This window comes from Paenalcaligenes hominis (assembly GCF_041359055.1).
In the GTDB taxonomy this organism is placed as follows: domain Bacteria; phylum Pseudomonadota; class Gammaproteobacteria; order Burkholderiales; family Burkholderiaceae_B; genus Paenalcaligenes; species Paenalcaligenes hominis_A.
The window spans coordinates 185,949-206,116 of record NZ_JBGJKZ010000004.1; the positions used below are offsets into that span (position 1 = coordinate 185,949).

General features: G+C 44.9%; 18 protein-coding genes, 2 tRNA genes and 1 pseudogene. 6 read left to right on the forward strand and 15 right to left on the reverse strand.

The genetic code is table 11. The features are described from left to right. Positions 1-12 precede the first annotated feature (12 nt). The 8 genes and pseudogenes from ACBP46_RS10770 to ACBP46_RS10805 all read right to left on the reverse strand — a co-directional run bounded on the left by ACBP46_RS10770 (position 13) and on the right by ACBP46_RS10805 (position 6,167). Complete coding sequence (locus ACBP46_RS10770) at positions 13-729, reverse strand: hypothetical protein (protein WP_371016743.1); 717 nt, start codon at positions 727-729, stop codon at positions 13-15. A 1,182-nt stretch (positions 730-1,911) separates the two neighbouring features. Continuing rightward, complete coding sequence (locus tag ACBP46_RS10775; RefSeq protein ID WP_371016744.1) at positions 1,912-2,121, reverse strand: helix-turn-helix transcriptional regulator; 210 nt, start codon at positions 2,119-2,121, stop codon at positions 1,912-1,914. A 103-nt stretch (positions 2,122-2,224) separates the two neighbouring features. Then, positions 2,225-3,088, reverse strand: a complete 864-nt coding sequence (locus ACBP46_RS10780) for a hypothetical protein (protein ID WP_371016745.1) — start codon at positions 3,086-3,088, stop codon at positions 2,225-2,227. Positions 3,089-3,244: 156 nt separating this feature from the next. After that, a complete protein-coding gene (locus ACBP46_RS10785) occupies positions 3,245-4,246 on the reverse strand; it encodes a hypothetical protein (RefSeq protein WP_371016746.1) in 1,002 nt (333 codons plus the stop codon). 101 nt (positions 4,247-4,347) lie between these two features. Then, positions 4,348-4,629 carry a hypothetical protein gene (locus ACBP46_RS10790; protein ID WP_371016747.1) on the reverse strand — a complete coding sequence of 94 codons (282 nt, stop codon included), beginning with the start codon at positions 4,627-4,629 and terminating at the stop codon, positions 4,348-4,350. A 53-nt stretch (positions 4,630-4,682) separates the two neighbouring features. Next, positions 4,683-4,964, reverse strand: a pseudogene (locus ACBP46_RS10795) (phage integrase central domain-containing protein); the annotation flags it as partial. A gap of 367 nt (positions 4,965-5,331) precedes the next feature. Then, positions 5,332-5,408: transfer RNA gene (locus ACBP46_RS10800), tRNA-Arg, on the reverse strand. 27 nt (positions 5,409-5,435) lie between these two features. Continuing rightward, positions 5,436-6,167: a polysaccharide deacetylase family protein gene (locus ACBP46_RS10805; protein ID WP_371016795.1), complete on the reverse strand. Its 732-nt coding sequence runs from the start codon at positions 6,165-6,167 to the stop codon at positions 5,436-5,438. Positions 6,168-6,266: 99 nt separating this feature from the next. Here ACBP46_RS10805 and ACBP46_RS10810 point away from each other — a divergent pair, with 99 nt between their 5' ends. From ACBP46_RS10810 to ACBP46_RS10830, 5 genes are all read left to right on the forward strand, one after another. Continuing rightward, a complete protein-coding gene (locus ACBP46_RS10810) occupies positions 6,267-7,490 on the forward strand; it encodes a phospholipase A (protein ID WP_371016748.1) in 1,224 nt (407 codons plus the stop codon). 61 nt (positions 7,491-7,551) lie between these two features. Continuing rightward, a tRNA-Pro gene (locus ACBP46_RS10815) sits at positions 7,552-7,628 on the forward strand. 226 nt (positions 7,629-7,854) lie between these two features. Beyond that, on the forward strand, positions 7,855-8,445 hold the full coding sequence (locus ACBP46_RS10820; RefSeq protein WP_371016749.1) for a TRAP transporter small permease: 591 nt from the start codon (positions 7,855-7,857) through the stop codon (positions 8,443-8,445). Positions 8,446-8,448: 3 nt separating this feature from the next. Then, on the forward strand, positions 8,449-9,711 hold the full coding sequence (locus ACBP46_RS10825; RefSeq protein ID WP_371016750.1) for a TRAP transporter large permease: 1,263 nt from the start codon (positions 8,449-8,451) through the stop codon (positions 9,709-9,711). Between the two features lie 31 nt (positions 9,712-9,742). Continuing rightward, positions 9,743-10,732, forward strand: coding sequence for a TRAP transporter substrate-binding protein (locus ACBP46_RS10830; protein ID WP_371016751.1), 990 nt, complete (start codon positions 9,743-9,745; stop codon positions 10,730-10,732). 157 nt (positions 10,733-10,889) lie between these two features. Here ACBP46_RS10830 and ACBP46_RS10835 read toward each other — a convergent pair whose 3' ends face one another. From ACBP46_RS10835 to ppk1, 6 genes are all read right to left on the reverse strand, one after another. Next, the gene (locus ACBP46_RS10835; protein WP_371016752.1) at positions 10,890-11,612 is read right to left on the reverse strand and encodes a transporter substrate-binding domain-containing protein; all 723 of its coding nucleotides are present in this window, start codon (positions 11,610-11,612) and stop codon (positions 10,890-10,892) included. A 56-nt stretch (positions 11,613-11,668) separates the two neighbouring features. Next, positions 11,669-12,448 carry a phosphate ABC transporter ATP-binding protein PstB gene (pstB, locus tag ACBP46_RS10840; protein ID WP_371016753.1) on the reverse strand — a complete coding sequence of 260 codons (780 nt, stop codon included), beginning with the start codon at positions 12,446-12,448 and terminating at the stop codon, positions 11,669-11,671. A gap of 29 nt (positions 12,449-12,477) precedes the next feature. After that, positions 12,478-13,344, reverse strand: coding sequence for a phosphate ABC transporter permease PstA (pstA, locus tag ACBP46_RS10845; RefSeq protein ID WP_371016796.1), 867 nt, complete (start codon positions 13,342-13,344; stop codon positions 12,478-12,480). A 12-nt stretch (positions 13,345-13,356) separates the two neighbouring features. Further along, complete coding sequence (gene pstC, locus ACBP46_RS10850; RefSeq protein WP_371016754.1) at positions 13,357-14,295, reverse strand: phosphate ABC transporter permease subunit PstC; 939 nt, start codon at positions 14,293-14,295, stop codon at positions 13,357-13,359. A 120-nt stretch (positions 14,296-14,415) separates the two neighbouring features. Then, a complete protein-coding gene (gene pstS / locus ACBP46_RS10855) occupies positions 14,416-15,459 on the reverse strand; it encodes a phosphate ABC transporter substrate-binding protein PstS (protein ID WP_371016755.1) in 1,044 nt (347 codons plus the stop codon). A 106-nt stretch (positions 15,460-15,565) separates the two neighbouring features. Continuing rightward, entirely contained in the window at positions 15,566-17,635 is a 2,070-nt protein-coding gene (gene ppk1 / locus ACBP46_RS10860) for a polyphosphate kinase 1 (RefSeq protein WP_371016756.1), read from the reverse strand. 176 nt (positions 17,636-17,811) lie between these two features. Between ppk1 and ACBP46_RS10865 the strand changes: the two genes are divergently transcribed. Then, positions 17,812-19,332, forward strand: a complete 1,521-nt coding sequence (locus ACBP46_RS10865; protein ID WP_371016757.1) for a Ppx/GppA phosphatase family protein — start codon at positions 17,812-17,814, stop codon at positions 19,330-19,332. A 36-nt stretch (positions 19,333-19,368) separates the two neighbouring features. On the opposite strand, the gene ACBP46_RS10870 is transcribed toward ACBP46_RS10865, so the two are convergent. Continuing rightward, positions 19,369-20,148 carry a GNAT family N-acetyltransferase gene (locus tag ACBP46_RS10870; protein ID WP_371016758.1) on the reverse strand — a complete coding sequence of 260 codons (780 nt, stop codon included), beginning with the start codon at positions 20,146-20,148 and terminating at the stop codon, positions 19,369-19,371. Positions 20,149-20,168: the final 20 nt, after the last annotated feature.

Consider the following 20,168-nt stretch of genomic DNA (forward strand, 5'->3'; position numbering starts at 1 on the left):
GTTATAAACACACTAAGAAAGAGGCTCGTCAGAAATCCAAGTAATAAGTTCTTTCGCTAAAGGTGTTATCTTAAACATCTCCATAGCCCCAGTACTCAAACGTCCTGCTCCAGCGTCTAAAAACAATCCTGCGGCTACTAACTCCGAGCATATTAAAATTAAAACACTCTCATCCTCTTTGAATCTATCCACCAACGTATATTTATTTTCCCCTGTATATTTAACTGTAAATAATATCTCCAGCTCCTCTTGATCTTTATCAATATCTACAGCCCATTTTAAAACAGATATATGCAATGCCTCTAGCCTTCCCACCAATCGCAACATAGCCTCAGCCTTACTCCATGAATCCTGTTTAATAACTTGATTAACTACAATATCTGTTAACGCTTGAATTTTTTCATATTCTCTAGATCTGACCATTTTTTCAAAAAAAGATATTAAAAAATCATCAAACTCCTCACTAGACTTACACTCTGGTAATCCAGATCTTTTTTGTAATTTTTCCCTTAAAAGGTTTATAGCCTCACTTACTCTTTCCTTTTGCCTTTTTTGTGCCCTACCCGAAAAAAGAGCATCAACCACACTTCCTATATAAGGGATCGAACTAACCACTGCTCTAGCTGCTATGTTGTCACTATATACGTCTCCTCCTCTCGTTGTTAACTCACTCATATACTCATGCTGGCATTTTTTAGCTTCTTCAAGAACTTGCTGAATATTATCCATAAAATTACTTCTTATAAAATCAATTTAAATAAATGGTCATATCTCTATACCACCTAAAGACCTATTAAAAACAAATATCAATATCATGATTTAATCAATTATTAAACTAAAAGAATACAACTAATAGAAAAAACCGTTTACAGTCCTAGCCCTCTATTTCATCAATGCAGTTACTTTGTACCGTTGTATTACTTAGGATTATGAGTGGCTTATATTATTTTTATTGGGTCTATATCGATACAAATGGTTATTCTAGAGATTATTTTCAAAGAAAAAATCACCTCTTTTATCTGTAAGGCTTGGCGGCAATATGCTCTAAGCCCTCATAGGCTACATTATCCAAATCAATACTTTGATTTAATAGCTGCAATTGCTGCTTAGGTATTTGCACGCTTCCCACCAATGATTAAATTGTCAACCTCACGAACAAAGACATCATCAAACGCAATACCTCGAGCATGAAGATTAGATAAGCCGTCGCACTATTCTCGGGGGCATATGGTAAAGAATTGCGTAGAGATACCGACAAAACCCTGACGGACAGCTTTACGGGCAGCCAAAGGGAAGAGGGGATGTATTTTCCCCTGGGTGAGCGGGCGTATAGTGAGGTTGGAAAACTGGTAAAAAGGGAAACCAGCGTACCCGTAGGTACGCTCACCGTTACTCGCCCATAGAAATGTACTAAAGGCATAATACAGACGCAAAAAATCGCCAGATTTCTTGGAATCAGTGCGTCCTCCCTATTTACACAGATCGCCAAACCCGACAGCTTTTATTTGAGCTGCACTGAAGTCATGAGCAGGATTAACTAGATTAGCAAGAACCATAATTACGCTCCCCAACCTAAGCGGTGGAAATCATCTCCGCCAAAGCCCGACAACGTGTAATACCCCGCCTGTACACTCTCACCAAAGCGGTTACGAGTCCTACGCATCTCACAATGAATATCAAAGCCCTTAACCCGAAGTCTACGGACTATTTCAGGACTGTTAGCCGCACCACAAGCTTTATCTAGATCCTTACGGCTCACAGCCCTCTCCCGTGCTGCTACAAGCGCACTAAGCGCCCGTAACTCGGCTTGATTATTTATTTTAAGCTGTATAACCGTGCTGTTCTGGCTGGGCTTAGTAGGTTTTGGTGCACCCTCATTGCTTTTTATGGTGGGGACGTTTTTATTTATCGTCATTGCACCACCTCACTTTGCTCTTGCCACGCTTTCGGATCTTCGGCCCACTGATTCCGGTCACTGATCAGCCATGCAATAACACGGCCACCTATTTTTACAGGCTTAGGGAACTGAACCTTTTTAACCCTTCCGTAAATGGTTGTTCTTGATATACCACCCACACGCTCTTGTACGGCAGGCATACGTTGAAAGGCTTTCATTGCCATAACTGAACCTCACTCATTATTAAAAGATAATGAGCTCAGTCTATTTTTTACTAACCTGTTTGTGCGGCAAGTGCCATTTGCCATTCGGCACCTGCCGATTGACCTACGTCTTTATTAGCTTTGCAGGCAAAATATCTATAGCGGCACTTAAGTGATTTCTTATAGTGCGCTCTGCAAGCGGTATACCAAGCTTAGCTAAAGCACCCTCTAACTCTTTTGTTGTTGTATTTCTTCTTGCCTCTAGGTTATGTCCATACCCATCTACAGCCATAGCCGTAATTATTTTATATAATGAATCTTTTTCTCTGGGGCTTATTTCCCCACTAACACTAGCACTTGTCTTTAGCTCGTTATTTTCAGTCTGTAGACGTTCTACCTCGGCTTTAAGAGCTTCTATCTCTTTATGTAGGGCTTGAGTGTCAGGCTCTCTATTTATCTGTGCTGCTAAGGAGTCAACGTCATTTTTTGAAAAATATACCTTAACACTCAATATAAACCCACTTTTCGCAGCCTGCTTCCTATTTTCCCTAAAGCTGCCCTCACCACCCAGTAAAAGATACCCATCAGTCACCCAAGTCTTTGCTGGGTACACCATCTTTACACTTCCATCAAGATAGTGAGCTGTACCTACCCCTTCAAACTCCACCACTTCAAAAATACTTTTTATATACGCAAAAATCTCACTTTTCCCTTTTTTGAGAATCAGACCTCTTGAGTGAGACTGGTATTTGATAGGCGAAAAAAAAGAGCTTTGCTCTGTTGTATCATATTCTGTCGAGGCTCTATCAAGCAAAGTAATAAAGGAATTAGAAGGGAATAGACAATAAAACTCCAAAATATTTTGATTTGCATAATCAACCAAAATATCAACCGCACCAGTCCCACTTACATTTATTAAATAGCATAAATAACTAACTGCTTGCTCAGCCGTTAAAAACTCTAACTGGCTATATAACTTACCTTTCATGAGCTCACCTGCCCTAGTAAATTGTCCAACTCAACAAGTAGCCAGCATCAGAGCGGTGGACCTTCCGCCTTTTCACCCCGTCGGGCTAAACGTCAGCGTTAACATCCCATAATCTTAGTGAATAACTCTCAGTCTTCTTCTTATCTTGATCTACGCCTATATTGATTTTGTAGGTAAGCAATCAATTGCAGCATTTAAGTGCTTTCTAATTGTACGCTCACCAAGCGGAATACCGAGGGTAGCCAAAGCCCCCTCAACCTCTTTTACAGTGCCACTTCTACCTACAGGGTTATGTCTGTATCCATCTATCGCCATGCCAGCAATCAACTTGTATAGCGTTTCTTTTTCTCTTGGGTTTATTTCATCATCAGCTTTTAATTGAAAATTTTCAGTTTTAAGTATATTATTTTCAGCCCGTAAGCGCTCTATGTCTCTGTACGCCTCTTCTGTTTTCTCATCAGCCCCCTCTAGAGACACCATACAAAGGTCATGCTGCTCCCCTAAATCAGTTAACTGAGTCACTAATCTATTGTGTGCTCTTTCAATAGCTGACACCTTTTGTAGCAAACCTCCATTTTCCATCTCTAAATGCTCCACTGTAGCTTTCAGCTCTGTTATATCTTGACTTAGACGTTGGTTTTCTTCTTGCAAGGCTTGGTGATCTGGCTCCTCATTCATTTTGGCGGCTAAATCTTCTATATCCAATGAGTTAAATACTAGCTCATAATCGCCAATTCCTAAATGAGTAGATGAAAGCTGCCACTTGCTCATAACTCTAACAACGCCATTACTAATTACATCACCCTCTAAGGAAATCGAGAAATCAGCCCCCCGAAGAAAAAGACCTTCAGGCATAGTAAAAAAGTAACGCCCCTCATCATCACCTTCTCTAAAAAAATGTAAATGTGAACAAACACGCTGCAAGCCTAATACCTGAATATCAGCTGGGCAGCTACCAAGTAAGCCGTCATATAAAGGCCTTTCTTTATTTTCTCTAGCAAAAGCCCCGTCAAGCTCTACATAACTGGGCAAAAAACCTTTGCGCTTTAATTGAAAAAAATCTTCTGGGCTTAATCCCGCTCCAGTTAAAGAGTTTAAGTAGTCAAGAGCCTCAGCCCCTGTAAGACTGCCTACTATTTTGTAATACTTAGCTTTCATTGCTCACCTGTCTTAGCAAGCTGTCCAAATAATCAGTAGCTAGTGTCAGGTGGTGGACGTGCCACTTTTCCCTCGGCCAGGGTAGACACTCGCTTTAACCGTTACCCCGTTTTCTTGGCGGGAAAATTTAAAATATTGCCTTTACGTAAGCCATCTAAGTAATCGCCCCACCACTGCACCATCTTTTCTCTAGGCCCAAGGGATAGCTCATGGTTGTACGAGGCACTGACTTCGTCACGCTCTTGGTGAGCTACAGGTAGCTCTATATGCTCATAGGCAAAGCCTTTTCCATGTAAGACCATAGACACTACACCCCGAAAGCCGTGGCCCGTCATACGTCCCTGTACCCCATGCGGTAAAGTTCGTACAAAAGTTAAACTCATCAACTGTAAAGACAGGCGTGTATGCTCTTGTCCCTAGCACCCATCAATAACCACTAGCAACTCTGGCAGCTCTTTAGCATCAGTACGAACATAGTTTTGTTTTTAACTGACTTGAATATGTCACTTACGGGATTACGCTCTGCATAATCATGCGCCACAGCAAAATGGGCTATTTGATTACAACCCTGTAACTGACGTTTATCCATATCAGACGCCCCCTGTTCCTCGATTCGCTTTATACAATCGCGCACTTGAGCTACTGTAAGCGCATCTAGTGGCAGCTGACCAAGATAGGGAAGTACGCTTACCCCTAGCCTACGCCACACCTCCCTAGCGGTGCTTTTTGACTTATCAGACTACCAACGCTCAAACGATAACAACGCGACTTACTCAAACGTCTTACGCCCCTCCTCGCGCTTCTTTTGCTCTATCGAGCCTAAGCCATCAGCCAATGCACGTGTAGCATCTTGGTGCGCTTGTCGTGTCATCAGTTAACTTATAGGGCTTACTATCTGGCTTGTCTGACGGAATCGGCGCTTAGTTTTTGACTTTTATCAAAACTATGGGATACCGTCTTAATTACCAACCAGTGACGGTATATAGCGCTTAACCTTAGCGTACATCAACAGACAACAAAAAACCCGCTAACCGAGTATGGGTGCGGGCTGATTTTACATTAACGTATTGTGCTTTATAGCATTGTGGCGCGTCTGACAGGATTCGAACCTGTGACCGCCCGCTTAGAAGGCGGGTGCTCTATCCAACTGAGCTACAGACGCGCAAAAAAAGAGATTATACCTGATACGCTAATCTTTACCAGCCCGTTTTTTATTTTCATACTGCGTTAGAATTTTTCGCAAAAAATGAATTAAATGGGTAGAGCGCAAAACCGTAACGCGTGGTAAAGCATGGATATCGTCATGGGCCTGCGCTAAACCTCGCTCTGTGGTTACCGCGCGCTTATAGCCCAATGCCGCAACCTGCGCTTTGGCGGCATCATTGTAGCTGCCATACGGGTAACAAAAGGAATGCACCTCGGACTGCAAAAGCCGCTCTAGCTCGTACTTGGAGCGTTGCAGCTGCTCATATACCTGATCTGGTTCTAACTCAGCAAGACGCTCATGAGACACAGTATGCGAGCCTATTTCTTGACCGGCATCCACCCACTGCAAGATACTGCTTTCACACATTAGCTTTGCCGGAGGACTACCTGCACCTTGTGCCCATGTGTTTTGCCCATCTATTTCCCCCGAGACAATAAAATTCGTTGAGCTAAAGCCTAGTTCTTGAAGTATAGGTAATGCGTTGTCATGTACATTTTGATATCCATCATCAAAAGTGATGCCCACTACGCGCCCTGTTTTCTGGCCCAGCACATACGGCTCAAGCTCAGCCAAAGACAAACCCGTGTAACCCAAGCGCTTGAGCCATTGCATTTGTCTGGCGAACCGCGCCGGATGCACTGTGCTGCCTCGCAAACGCGTGCCTTTTGGCGGCGGCACTGCAATTTGGTGGTACATAAGTATAGGAATCATCACTGCTCCCTCTGAATGATAGTAAACAATTGTTGAGCACCACATAAAAGCACCAACTCAATGGTAAATTAGTGCTGTTTTGGCTTTTTTATTGCACCCATCATGCATGTAATTTACCGCTTTTTTTACTTAATCTCTTTAGTGTGGCTACTACTCTACCAACCTTTGTTGAGCGCGGCTACCAGCTTTTCTGTGGATCCTCCTATTGCCCAACCCAATCAGCCCATCACTATTCATGCTATTTATATCAATGACACAGCAGAAGTCACTGAGTGGACTCCACCACAACAACTACTTCTGCGCTGGCATACTGAACATGGCACCTCAATTCAAAGCATAGCCACTCCTTCGCAAGATCACCCCACCAGATCTGTACCTATTAATGGTTTTGCTAAAGCAGAGTGGCAAACCCAAGTGCCTGCTTTAGCCACGGGTATTCATACTCTAGCCATTGAAGGCTCGCCGCAGTTGCTAGCGCTAGAGCTTAAATCCCCCACTATTGCACAGGCAAACACAACAACCCCTACACACTCAACTAGTGCTCTAAACGCTACAATAAATACAGTAGCCGCAGCCCCGAGTACGGAAAGCTCCTTAACTGCATTCGAGCAAGTACGTAACGCCCTTTCTGTTTACGAGCCCATGTATTTTATTTTTGGTACTCGACCCGACAGTCATGCTCGTTTTCAAATTAGCTTTAAATACCGACTACTTAGCCCCCAATCCGCACAAAGCAGTCGTTTCTATCATCATTTCTATCTGGGCTACACTCAGCGTTCACTTTGGGATTTAGGCAGCGATTCCCTTCCTTTTGTGGATAGCACCTACAACCCTAGTTTATTCTGGTACAAAGAGAAAATGTGGCAACCAGCCCAATCCCCTTTTTACCTGGGCTTGAATGCGGGTATAGAACATGAGTCCAACGGTAAAAGCGGCGCTAGCTCTCGCTCGTTAAATGATTTTTACTTACAGCCCGAGCTCAGCTACACCTTTGCTAATGCCAGCCAACTGCGCTTCATGCCTCGATTCAAGCGTTATGTGGGAGTAAGTGCTGATAATGCCGACTACAGTGATTACATGGGTTCGGTAAATTGGCGACTGCGCTGGCAGCAAGCCAACGGGCTTAGTGTGATGGGCAGCTACCAACAAGGCAAACACGGTCGCCATACTAAACAGCTAGATGTGGCCTGGCCCCTAAAACGTACCCCATTGAATTTAAATGGGTATTTGTATGCACAATATTTAAATGGCTACGGGGAAACCTTGTTGCATTACAACAAAACGAATCAGTCTCAGGTTCGGATCGGCATTGCTTTAACACCTTAACTACTTTTATTAGCAAATAAACTTGCTTTTTAAAAAGGATACGTGCTATAGTTAAATCTTTCGGGGCGTAGCGCAGCCTGGTAGCGCATCTGGTTTGGGACCAGAGGGTCGTAGGTTCGAATCCTATCGCCCCGACCAAGAATTCCCAAAGAAAATCAAGGGTTTATGCAATAAAACGCATAAGCCCTTTTTTCTTTTGTGCTTCTTTTTCGCGGCCTTTGTTTTTGGTCTGATTTTTCTTATTTTGCTTTAGCCCTGTGCAAACCAAGCTGCACAGATTAGAATAGCGTTAATAGTAATCATTATCATTGTCATACTCAGCTTTTTTAATGCGGCACAGCACAAAAGTGCTGAAACCTAGCAAATGCAACACTTTTATCGCCCTACCCCTAGCTCTAATGCGCACCATCGTCTACAGCGCTTTAGCCAAGCCCTAGCCACTTTTGAAATCTACAGCGCCGCTCTGTGCTTAGGGCTTATTTTTGCCCTGCTGCTTTTAAATATACTAACTCGCTTAGCTAGCCATTCCCTTTACTGGATTGATGAGGCTGCGGTAAGTCTGATGGTATGGATGGCTTTATTTGCAGCCTCGGCCGGTATCCACTATCGATCCGCCATAGCTATTACACTCTTTAAAGATCGGCTCAGCCCCTCGTTGCAACGCTACCTCACACTTACAGTGGATGTTTGTCTGGTGGTGTTTTTTGTGATGTTTATTTATTTGCTGCACATTGCCTTTGAACCCTTAACGCTATTAGTGAAATACCACGGCGATATCAGCGCCTTTGCCGCAGGGCAGCTTAATTTTATTTATGACGAGCCCACCATGACATTAGGAATTAAAAAAACATGGGTGTGGCTCATTTTGCCGTGGTTTGCCGTGTGTGGTTTATTACACAGCTGCGTCAACCTTTTTTCTGCAATCAACCATATCCGCACTCAAAGGGGCAACTAAGCAATGGTGGCTCTTAGTTTCTTTATTTTGTTAGCACTCAGTGTTCCCATTGCTTTTGTCTTAGCGATGACGGCGCTGGCTTATATCTATGCCAACGATAACTTGGTGTTATTGGGGTCTTATCCTTTACAGTTTTTTGGTGGGCTAGAAAACTATGGCTTGCTTGCTTTGCCTTTATTTATTTTATTGGGCGAATGTATGCACGAAGGAGGAATTGCACGCCGCTTAATGGGTGCTGCGGCAGCGTTCATAGGCTCTGTACGGGGCGGCATGGCGTATATCAATCTATTAGCCAATATGATGATGGCGTCTATCCTAGGCTCTACCGTCGCCCAAATCACCATCATGATGCGCTTAGCTGTACCCGAAATGGAAAAAGCAGGCTACAGCAAAGAGGACGCTGTTACCATCACTGCCGTAGGCGGTTTACTGGCTCCCATCATTCCGCCTTCTATGCTTTTTATTATTTATGGCGTCATAGCACAAATTTCCATTGGAGATCTATTTCTTGCTGGCATTTTGCCTGGGATTTTATTAAGTTTAGGTTTTTTGGCCTTTATAGGATGGTTAGCACGTAAAAAATCCTACCCCAAAACCGCACAGCACTCATTCAAAACACGTTGCAAACTGGTGCTAGATGGTTTACCTGCGGCGGCAATTCCTGTAATTATTATTAGTTGTATTTTGGGGGGCATTGCTACACCTACTGAGTCCGCCACCCTAGCCTGCATTAGCTCTATTCTGATTGGTCGATTTGTTTATAAAGAGCTGAACTTTAGTTTTATCTGGCCTGCTCTCATTCGTGCCGCACAAAACTCAGCACTGGTTCTATTGCTTATTGCCGCGTCCCAAGTATTTGGATGGGTTATTACCTTTGAAAACCTGCCCGCTTTGTTTGCAACCTGGATTCAAAGTATTGCCACAGAGCCTACAACTTTTTTATGTATTGTAATTGTTGCCTTGTTATTGGCCGGTATGGTCATGGACCCTATTCCCATCATCATTTTGGTCGTTCCTGTGCTTTTGCCTGTGGCTACCACGGTATATCAGATTGACCCTTTCCATTTTGGTGTGGTGCTGTGTTTAAGTTTAGTGGTGGGCTTATTAACCCCTCCTATAGGCTCTGCTTTATTTGTCTCTGCCTCGCTATCGGGTCTTAAAGCAGAGCGCATTGCTTGGCTAGCTATGCCCTATCTTTTCATTGCACTAGGCGTTATTTTACTCATCACTTTTTTTCCTTCTTTGGCTACTTTTTTGGTGCATTAGCCTAATCACTTTTTTATTGATAGAGACACGTATGAAACGTACCTTATGCTCTTTTTTAAAAAGCCTCGTTATTAGCAGTGCTTTAGTTAGTTCGGCTTTTGCCGCTGATTTACGGCTGGGGCTCATTACCCCACCTTCTCATCAATGGAGCATTTCAGCCAACGAACTTGCCCAAGAACTCAAAGAAAAAAGCAATGGGGAAATCAATTTACTTGTTTTTCCTTCGGGTCAGCTAGGCAGTGAAGCACAAATGCTCCAACAGCTGCAAAGTGGGGCATTAGATATGGCTTTTTTAGTGGCTGGCGAGATTGCAAACCGACGCCCTAATTACGCTGCCTTATTTGCGCCCTATTTAGTGGATACACCAGCAGAGGTCAGCCAGCTATTGCAGGGCCCCACTGCAACTAAAATGCTAGAAGAGTTAAACAGTTTAGGTCTAGTTGGTTTGGGCTATGGCATGGCTGGTATGCGACAAATATTAATGCGCCAAGACCTACAATCTGCCGATCAACTTAAAGGGAAAAAAATCCGCACCATTCCTATTGAGCCCGAGTTAGATTTTTGGCGTAAGGTAGGAGCAGCTCCCACACCCATGCCATTACCCGCGTTGTATGATGCTTTTGCCAATGGTCAAATTGATGGTATGCAAATTGACTTTGAGGGGTCGTGGAACGTGAAATATATTGATAATGCAAAAACGTTACTGCATTCTAATCACATGATGCTGCCTATGGTAGCAGTAGCATCTGCACGTAAATGGAGCCAAATCCCGGCTGAGCAAAAAGAGCTAATTAGCACCCTCACTACCAAACATCTGCAACAGATTATTTTAGCGTATGAGAAAATTGATGCAGATTACTTAGCACAAATTGAAGCCAACAGCTCCGCAAAGATCCTATCTACTGATAGAGCATTTTTTGGTGACAGCGTAGATAAATGGTACGAGGAATGGCGAAAAAAATCGCCTGTTTTAAGCGAGCTTGAAGCCGAAGCATCTGCAATTAAGTCCCAAAGCAAGTAAAGCTACTTAGCCTCTTAACGATAACAACCAACGCCACGGAATGACGTTGTTGTCTGGGCTGCTTATAGTCGCCCCAATCAGCCACGTTTTTCACGTATGCTGGTAGATTGATATACCCGCCACCTTAAACTACTATTGTGGCGGGTTAATTATTTACCTACAATGCAACATTTGCCCCATGCTGCCCACTGCGACGCAGCGCCTCGGCTACAAAGCCATTTTGTTTCATTTCCTCAATAAAAGCACTGACATAAGCCAAGGCCTCATCACGCCCTTTAGGCAAAGCGATGGCCTGATAAATAGCAGTGTAATAATCGTCTAGTACGCGATATATACTTTGCTCTGCTGCAAAATCCATTAATGTTTGGCGCACACCACCTGCAGCATCTAAGCTTTGGTCAACAAAGCCATGAATTGCGGCATTAGAGGTAGGAAAACGTACTAACTCTGCATGCTGTATGGCTCGAGTTAAATACAGCTCATACGCCGCCCCTTGGCCTACGGCAATACGCACCCCCTCACGGTCTAAATCGGCCACGCTATGCCATGCGCTGTTTTCACGTACTAAACACGTTCCCTCAATCTGTACATAGGCATTAGTAAAATCAATGTGTTCACCCCGTTTGGGATCAATTGCCATAAAGGCCAAATCCCATGCTTGGGTAGCAGCAGCTTCGGCCACTTTTGCGGCAGCATCATAACTAATAAACCGTGGAAGCACGCCTAGACGTCGCGCAAGCTCGCGCGCCAAATCGGGCGCGACCCCCTGCGGGATCCCATCCGTGCCGCGCTGCACGAGCACTCCATTGCCATAATTCAATGCAACTCGTAGCTCGCCAGAGGGTGCAAGCTGCTGAATCACTGTTTGCTGCTCTTGCATAGTGTGTCTCCATAAAAAAAGCAGCCCTAAGGCTGCTAGCTATCCGAGAATGGACCTTATCCGAACCGGCCAGTAATGTAGTCTTCTGTTTCTTTGCGGGCTGGCTTTACGAAAATTTGGTCTGTTTCACCAAATTCCATTAACTCGCCCAAATACATATATGCCGTGTAGTCCGAACAACGCGCAGCCTGCTGCATATTGTGAGTAACAATTAAAACAGTATAGTCGTTTTTTAACTCAGAAATCAGTTCTTCAATTTTAGCAGTAGAAATCGGATCTAAGGCGGAAGTGGGCTCATCAAGCAGCAAAACCTCGGGCTTAATGGCAACCCCACGTGCTATACATAAACGCTGTTGTTGACCACCGGATAAACCATTGCCGCTTTGGCGTAATTTATCTTTAACCTCGTCCCATAACGCTGCTTTAGTTAGGGCCCATTCTACCCGCTCATCCATCTCGCCTTTGCTCAGTTTTTCAAACAAGCGCACGCCAAAAGCAATATTGTCATAAATGCTCATGGGAAAAGGCGTTGGTTTTTGGAAGACCATACCCACTTTAGCGCGTAGCAAAGAAATGTCCACGTTTGATGTCAGTAGGTTTTCACCATCAAGCAAAATTTCGCCCTCGGCACGTTGCCCGGGATACAATTCGAACATACGGTTAAAGGTGCGCAACAAGGTGGATTTACCGCAGCCCGAAGGTCCGATAAACGCGGTTACCTTGTTTTCTTGGATGCTCATATTAACGTTTTTGATCGCATGGTAATCACCATAATAAAAGTTCAAGTCTTTAACCTCGAGCTTAATGCGATCAGTAGGAGTAGAAAGGCTTTGCATAGTTAGTTATCAATTCGTTAAGGCAGGCGTTATTTATTGCGGAATAAAGTGCGCGCTAAAATATTAATTCCAAGCACAAACAGGGTAATTAACACAGCCCCTGCCCACGCTAAACGGTTCCAATCTTCAAATGGGCTAGCGGCATATTGGAAAATCACTACAGGTAGGTTCGCCAGTGGCCCATTCATATCTAAAGACATAAACTGGTTATTCAGGGCGGTGAATAGCAATGGTGCCGTTTCACCAGAAATTCGAGCCACCGCTAGCAACACCCCAGTAATAATACCGGCACGCGCAGCGCGGTAACTAATAAAGATCACAATACGCCACTGTGGGCACCCTAATGCCGCTGCGGCCTCGCGCAGACTATTAGGTACCAGTTGCAGCATGTTATCGGTAGAGCGCACCACCACGGGTATCACTAAAATAGCCAGTGCCAATGCCCCGGCCCAACCTGAGTAATGACCAACCTGAGCCACATGCACAGCGTAAATAAACAAGCCAATTACAATCGAGGGGGCGGATAACAAGACGTCATTTAAAAAGCGCGTTGCAGGTGCTAGCCAGCCTCGTTGACCAAATTCAGCCAAATACGTGCCTGCCAAAATCCCGATAGGGGTACCAATAAGCGTCCCTACGCCCGCCATCATAAAGCTACCTATAATGGCATTCAACAACCCCCCGTCGATGCCTGGCGGTGGAGTAGGCTGTGTCAGCAAGCTAAACGACAATGCCGAAGCCCCTTTCACCAGCAAAGTTAAAATAATCCAAAACAACCAAAACAAACCAAAAATCAACGCAGCGCCAGACAGCACCAACATAAATTTATTAAAGCGGTGTCGGCGTCTGTAAAGCGGATTCGCTGGGGTTAAGGTAGAAGAAGTAGGTGTTTGCATAGTCATAATGAATTAGGATTTAGCCCCTTCGTTACGTGCCAAACGGGCCAATAACACTTTGGAGACGGCCAACACTACCGTAGTAATTAAGAATAAAATTAAGCCCAACTCGAGCAAGGCAGCTTTTTGCATGCCACCAGCCTCGTTAAACTCGTTGGCTAGCGCAGAAGCAATAGAGTTTGATGGTGCAAAAATGGAGTTGGGTAAATTAAAGGCATTGCCAATCACAAAAGTTACGGCCATGGTTTCCCCTAAAGCGCGACCCAAACCCAACATAATGCCGCCAATGACGCCATTTTTTGTAAACGGTAATACCACCCGCCACATAACTTCCCAAGTGGTGCTGCCCAAACCATAGGCAGACTCTTTAAGCATCGGGGGTACAAGCTCGAACACATCGCGCATCACCGCTGTGATGAACGGTATAATCATAATGGAAAGAATTAACCCTGCAGTAAAGACCCCAATACCAAACGGAGGCCCCGCAAATATGGACTCCAAGATCGGAATCCCATCAAAGACTTGGATCACAGTGGGTTGAATATAGCGTTGAAACAAAGGCACAAAAACAAAAAGCCCCCACATACCATAAATAATAGAGGGGATAGCAGCCAGCATTTCAATAGCGGTACCTAAAGGTCTACGCAACCAAATGGGAGAAAGCTCTGTTAAAAACATAGCAATACCAAACGAAACAGGTACTGCAATAAATAGCGCAATGGCAGAGGTTAATAATGTCCCGATAATGGGAACAAGCGCTCCGTAATGGTTGTTGACCGGATCCCAGTCGTTAGTCCATAAAAACGCAATGCCATGAGCAGAAATCGACTCGCGGCTGCCCCAAATAAGGGACGCCATAATGCCTGCCAATAGAATAAAAACAAAAAAGGCAAAGCTTCGTGTAAGGTTTTTAAATAGCAGGTCTAGCAAACCATTCTGATTAAATTTCATGACAAGGTTTTAGTGAAGGGATCATTGACTAGTGTCATCGTGTTATACAACAAGACGGACTACCTGACCAGATAGTACCGTCTTGAATGATTTTAGCGTTATAAGCGTATGGTTGTACTACTACTTCCAGATCGCATTACCATCTTCAGCTTTAATTTCTTCAGTCCATAACTGTTTAATTTGGTCTGTAACTTCGGTAGGTAATGGCACATAATCAAGTTCGGCGGCCATGTCTTTACCATGAGTAAAAGCCCAGTCAAAAAACGTTAAGACCGCTTCAGCATTGGCTGGCTTGTCTTGGCTTTTATGCATCAAGATAAAAGTAGCTGCTGTCACAGGCCAAGATTGAGCACCTGTTTCATTGGTAAGCACTACACCCATGCCTGGGGTGCCATGCCAATCTGCATTTGCTGCAGCAGCGGCAAAGCTTTCTTGCGAGGGCTGCACAAACTGGCCGTCTTTGTTTTCAAGCTGAGCCCAAGACAACTGGTTCTGTTTTGCGTAAGCGTACTCCACATAACCAATGGAGTCTTTTAGCTGACGTACATAAGCAGCTACGCCTTCGTTACCTTTACCGCCTTGGCCTGTAGGCCACTTCACAGCCTTGCCTTCCCCGACCTTTTCTTTCCAGTCGGCAGACACTTTAGAGAGATAGTTAGTCCAACCAAAAGTGGTTCCAGAACCATCGGAACGGTGCACTACCACGATGGACTTATTAGGTAAATTCAGGTCTGGATTTAATGCTTTGATAGCCTCATCATCCCATTTTGTGATCTTACCTAAGTAAATATCAGCTAAAACCGTACCCGATAAACGTAGCTCGCCCGGCTTAATACCATCGATATTCACAACGGGTACAGTACCACCAATTACCGCTGGAAACTGCAGTAAATTGTCTTTATCTAAAGCATCCGCTTTCATTGGATCATCTGAAGCGCCAAAATCCACTGTTTTAGCAATAATCTGCTGCTGACCACCCCCTGAACCAATCGACTGGTAGTTCACTTGCTTGCCTGTTTCTTTGTGATAGGCCGCAGCCCACTTCGCATAAATCGGATAAGGAAAAGACGCACCCGCTCCGGTCACATTGACGGCGTGAACGGATAGTGTCAGCGCACTCAAAGCCAAACCTACGGATAATTTAGAAAAAGCACGTTTCAACATCTAAGCACCTCTTGGTGATTTGAAATAGGCAGATCAATCTGCAACGGTTCCCAGTGTAAGACGTGAATATGACATGTCTATGACAGTCGTTTGGTTGCAACATGAATTATTGCCCTAACTCCTGCATTAGTTGATCGTGCAAATTAAAACTGCTGTTGCTACGACTGCGCACGCGGAGATATTGACCTGATGGTTGAGCCCGCCAAGCCAGCTGGTTATCCCGCAACGCATACCGCAATGCCTCGTTAATAACACGACGTTTTAACCGCTTGTCTAAGATTGGAACCGCCAACTCTACCCGTCGGAAAAAATTTCTGTCCATCCAATCTGCTGAAGCAATAAATAAATCTTCTTGCCCTGCATTATAAAAATAAAAAACACGTGAGTGCTCTAAAAATCGACCTACAATGGAGCGCACTTGAATTTTATCTGAAAGCCCTGGCACCCCAGGTCGTAAGGCGCAGGCCCCCCTTACAATTAAATCAATGCGCACACCTGCTTGACTGGCCTCGTACAAAGCATAAATGATTTTAGGCTCCAGCAATGAGTTCATCTTTGCCATGATGCGCGTTTTTTTCCCTTCTTTTGCATGCTGTATTTCTCGCTCGATACGACTCATCATGCCTTCATGCAAATTAAAAGGCGATTGCAGTAACAGCTGTAAGCTGCGACGCGTACCCAAGCCAGTCAGTTGACTAAACACCTGTTCCATATCAGAGCAAATGGCTTCGTTTGCCGTTAGCAAGCCAAAGTCGGTATACAGTCGGGCCGTGCGTGGATGGTAATTGCCGGTACCAATATGGCCGTAACGTCGTATCTCGCCTTTTTCCCTACGCAAAACCAGCGCCATCTTGGCATGAGTTTTATATCCGACCACACCATAACTAACATGCGCACCTGCTTCTTCTAAGCGCGCTGCCCAGTTAATGTTAGTTTGCTCATCAAAACGGGCCATAAGCTCCACAACCACCGTCACTTCTTTTCCTGCTTTAGCGGCTTGAACTAAGACTTGCATCAGCTCGGAGTCTTCACCAGTGCGATAAATGGTTTGCTTAATCGCCACCACCTGTGAATCCAATGCCGCTGCACGTAAAAAGCTCAATACGGGTTGAAACGACTGATAAGGATGATGCAGTAGATGGTCTTTGCGCGTAATGGCTTTAAAAAACTCTTTAGGGTTTTCTATTTGATCAAACGGTGCAGGAATAGGCGCTTGATAAGGCGTGAATAAGAGATCAGGACGGTCAGGCACATCACACAGTTCTGCTAAACGCGACAAATTCACCGGCCCAAGTACGCGATAGGTGTCTTTTTCTCCAAGAGAAAACTCACGCTGTAAAAAAGCGGACAATTTCTCTGGCATGGATAAGTCTATTTCCAAACGCACCGCCGCACCGAAATTACGCTGTGAAAGTTCACCCTGCAAAGCCTGACGTAAATTGGTGACCTCCTCCTCATCCACAAATAAATCGCTGTTGCGTGTAACTCGCCATTGATAGCAACCTTTGACGTCCATGCCTGGAAAGAGCTCTTCGACAAAATGACTGATTAACGCCGTCAACACCACATAACCGTGCGGAATTCCTGCTATAGCAGTAGGTATTTTTAAAAGACGAGGCAACGCCCGAGGGGCTTGAACTATAGCAATAGAGCCAGTACGTCCGAAAGCATCTTCTCCGGAAAGAGAAATAATAAAATTTAAACTTTTGTTATAGACCCGAGGAAAGGGGTGAGCGGGATCTAAACCAATAGGAGTCAATAAAGGCATGACTTCTCGTTGGAACGTGCCATAGGCCCAGATTCGTTGTTCTTCGGTCCACTGAGACGGACGCAATAACCCAATACCCTCAGCCTGCAAATTGGGGAGCACATGCTCTAATAGCAAATTGTTTTGCTTATCGACTAACTCATGGGTTGCTTGCTGGATTTTGGTAAACGCATCGATAGGAGAAAACCCATCCCCCTGCACATGATGAGGTGCCTGAGCCATTTTTTCTTTTAGACTAGAGACACGAATTTCAAAAAACTCGTCCAAGTTTGAACTGACTATGCACAAATAACGTAACCGCTCTAATAACGGTGTATTAGGGTTCGCCGCCATCGACATAACGCGTTCATTGAATTTCAATAAAGAGAGCTCGCGATTGATGAGCATGACGGTGGGATTAGGGATCATAGCGTTCTAGTCAGACAATAAAATAGAAATGACAAGTTTTATACTCAATGCATTTTACAATTGAATGACAGCCTTATTGTGTTCGAGCCTATAAAACCACGTTAGTCTTAAATACCGCTGTGTTTTTATGCGCTTAACGTATAATCGCAGCATAATTGATTACAAGTTAGTTCCCTATGGACCAACATTTACTTGCCGCCGTTGACTTAGGCTCGAATAGCTTTCGTTTATCCATCGGGCGGGTGGAGCAACACAACGGTCATGCACAAATTTACGCCATTGACCGTTTAAACGAATCCGTGCGCTTGGCGGCCGATATGGGACCCGACCGTCGCATACACCCAGACGCAGTCAAACGCGCTATTACTATCTTGCAACGCTTTCACGAGCGTATCCAGGGCTTTCACCCTAACCGCGTCCGAGCGGTCGCTACAAATACCTTTAGGGTTGCCTCAAACCGAGAAGAAATTCTGCCTATTGCTGAAGCAGCTCTTGGCTTCCCCATAGAGGTCATTTCAGGTTACGAAGAAGCGCGTTTAATTTACGCTGGTATTAATAACGAATTACCTCCGTCCACCGACAAACGCTTAATGGTGGACATTGGCGGTGGTTCGACCGAAGTGATTATCGGGCGTAATACTCAACCCTTGTTATTGTCCTCGTTACCCATGGGCTGCGTCAGTTTTACTGATCGCTTTTTTGGTAGCGGCCTAATCACTGAAAACCGCATGAATCAAGCCATTCTTGCGGCTCGACGCGAACTCGAAGTTATTGCTCAACAATACCGTAAAACAGGTTGGCAATATGCGTATGGCTCTTCAGGTACCGCTAAAGGGATTGAGGCCATTTTATTAGAAATGGGTCTTTCTGAACGTGGTATTACGCTAGATGGTATGCACCTACTACGACGTAAACTAGTACGCGACAAACGAGTTATTGCCAGCGAACTACCCGGCATTAAAACCCACCGCGCCCCTGTACTAGCAGCTGGCCTCGCTATTATGATTGCTGTGTTTGAAGAGCTAAAAGTCTCTGCGATGCAACGCGGTGAAGGCGCACTACGCATGGGAGTCTTGTACGACTTACTGGGGCGAGATTCAAATCGCGATAAACGTGAAGAAACAGTGCTACAGCTAAGCAAACGCTATCACATCGACTTAGCCCAAGCCGCCCGAGTCAAACACACCGCCTTGCATTTGTTTGAGCAACTCAATCTGCCCTCTAGCCCTGAAACCAAAGAGCTTAAACTGGCTTTAGGTTGGGCTGCTGATTTGCACGAAGTAGGGTTATCTATTGCCCATAACGACTACCATAAACACACTGCCTATGTATTGGGTCATGCAGACATGCCGGGGTTCTCCAAAGACGATCAATCCCTACTCGCTTTTTTAACCCTAGGGCAACTAGGCAAACTGGAAAAACTTAATTTACATCAAGTCCAGCGCGCGGAATGGTTAACTTTGCTGTGTCTGCGACTCAGCATTATGTTGATGCGTCGTCGTGAAAACATCGATAGTCTGCCCTTACATGTCCAAACTAGCTCCCACGGGGCTACCATCTATGCGGATAAAAACTGGATCACGACTCGCCCTCTCTCTGAGTACTCTCTGCGCACCGAACAAAGTGAATGGGCCAAAGCCGATTTTCGCGTGAAGCTGGTTTATACCAAAGCCTTGCCAACTATCAAAATCAATTAAAAAAGGCAGCCTATTGGCTGCCTAACTTACCCGTATTTAAATAAAGCCTAAATACCGTTTATAGCGCTCTGGCAACTTTTCTGTATCGAGTAAAACAGGAAAATCTGCCGTATTAAAATCAGGATCCCATGCAGGTTCACCACAAAGTACTGCCCCTAAATTTAAATAGCCTTTAATTAACGGTGGAATGCGAGCGGGCAAATTGCTGTTGAGCTTTTCTACTGGATAACGATGGTGCGGCCTTAAACGCGTCACGTGTGGATTTTTTTGCATAGATCGTTGGGCTGCTCGCCATACCTCAGCGGCGGTAACCCCGTCGTCGCGCAGGCTCACACTTGCACATCCCAATAGATAACGATATCCACCTGCACGCATCATGCTAGCAATACCCATCCATAACAACATAATCGCACTACCATTGCGGTAACTAGGGTGTATGCAAGAGCGTCCCACTTCAGCCATATAAGGGCGTAAACCATTAAGGGCGCTAATATCAAATTCGGACTCAGAGTAATAGCCACCTAGACGTTTGGCTTGTTCTGGGCGAAGAATACGGTAGGTTCCTACTACTTTTTCTGAGGCTCCTGCTAGCACCATAAAATGCTCACACCACGGATCGTAGCGATCGGCATCTAAGCCAGTCTGAGCATTTGGTAAAACCGCCTGCATTTCTTCGGTGAAAATAGTGAAGCGCAGGCGCTGCACTGCGTGAAGCTCGTGTTGATTTTGCGCTAAGCGCAACTGTAAACCATCAGTTCTAGGGCTGCGCCAAACATGTTGCGCCAATGAAGGGGAAACATAAGCGATTTGCTGCATAGGTCATAGGGCTCCTTAAA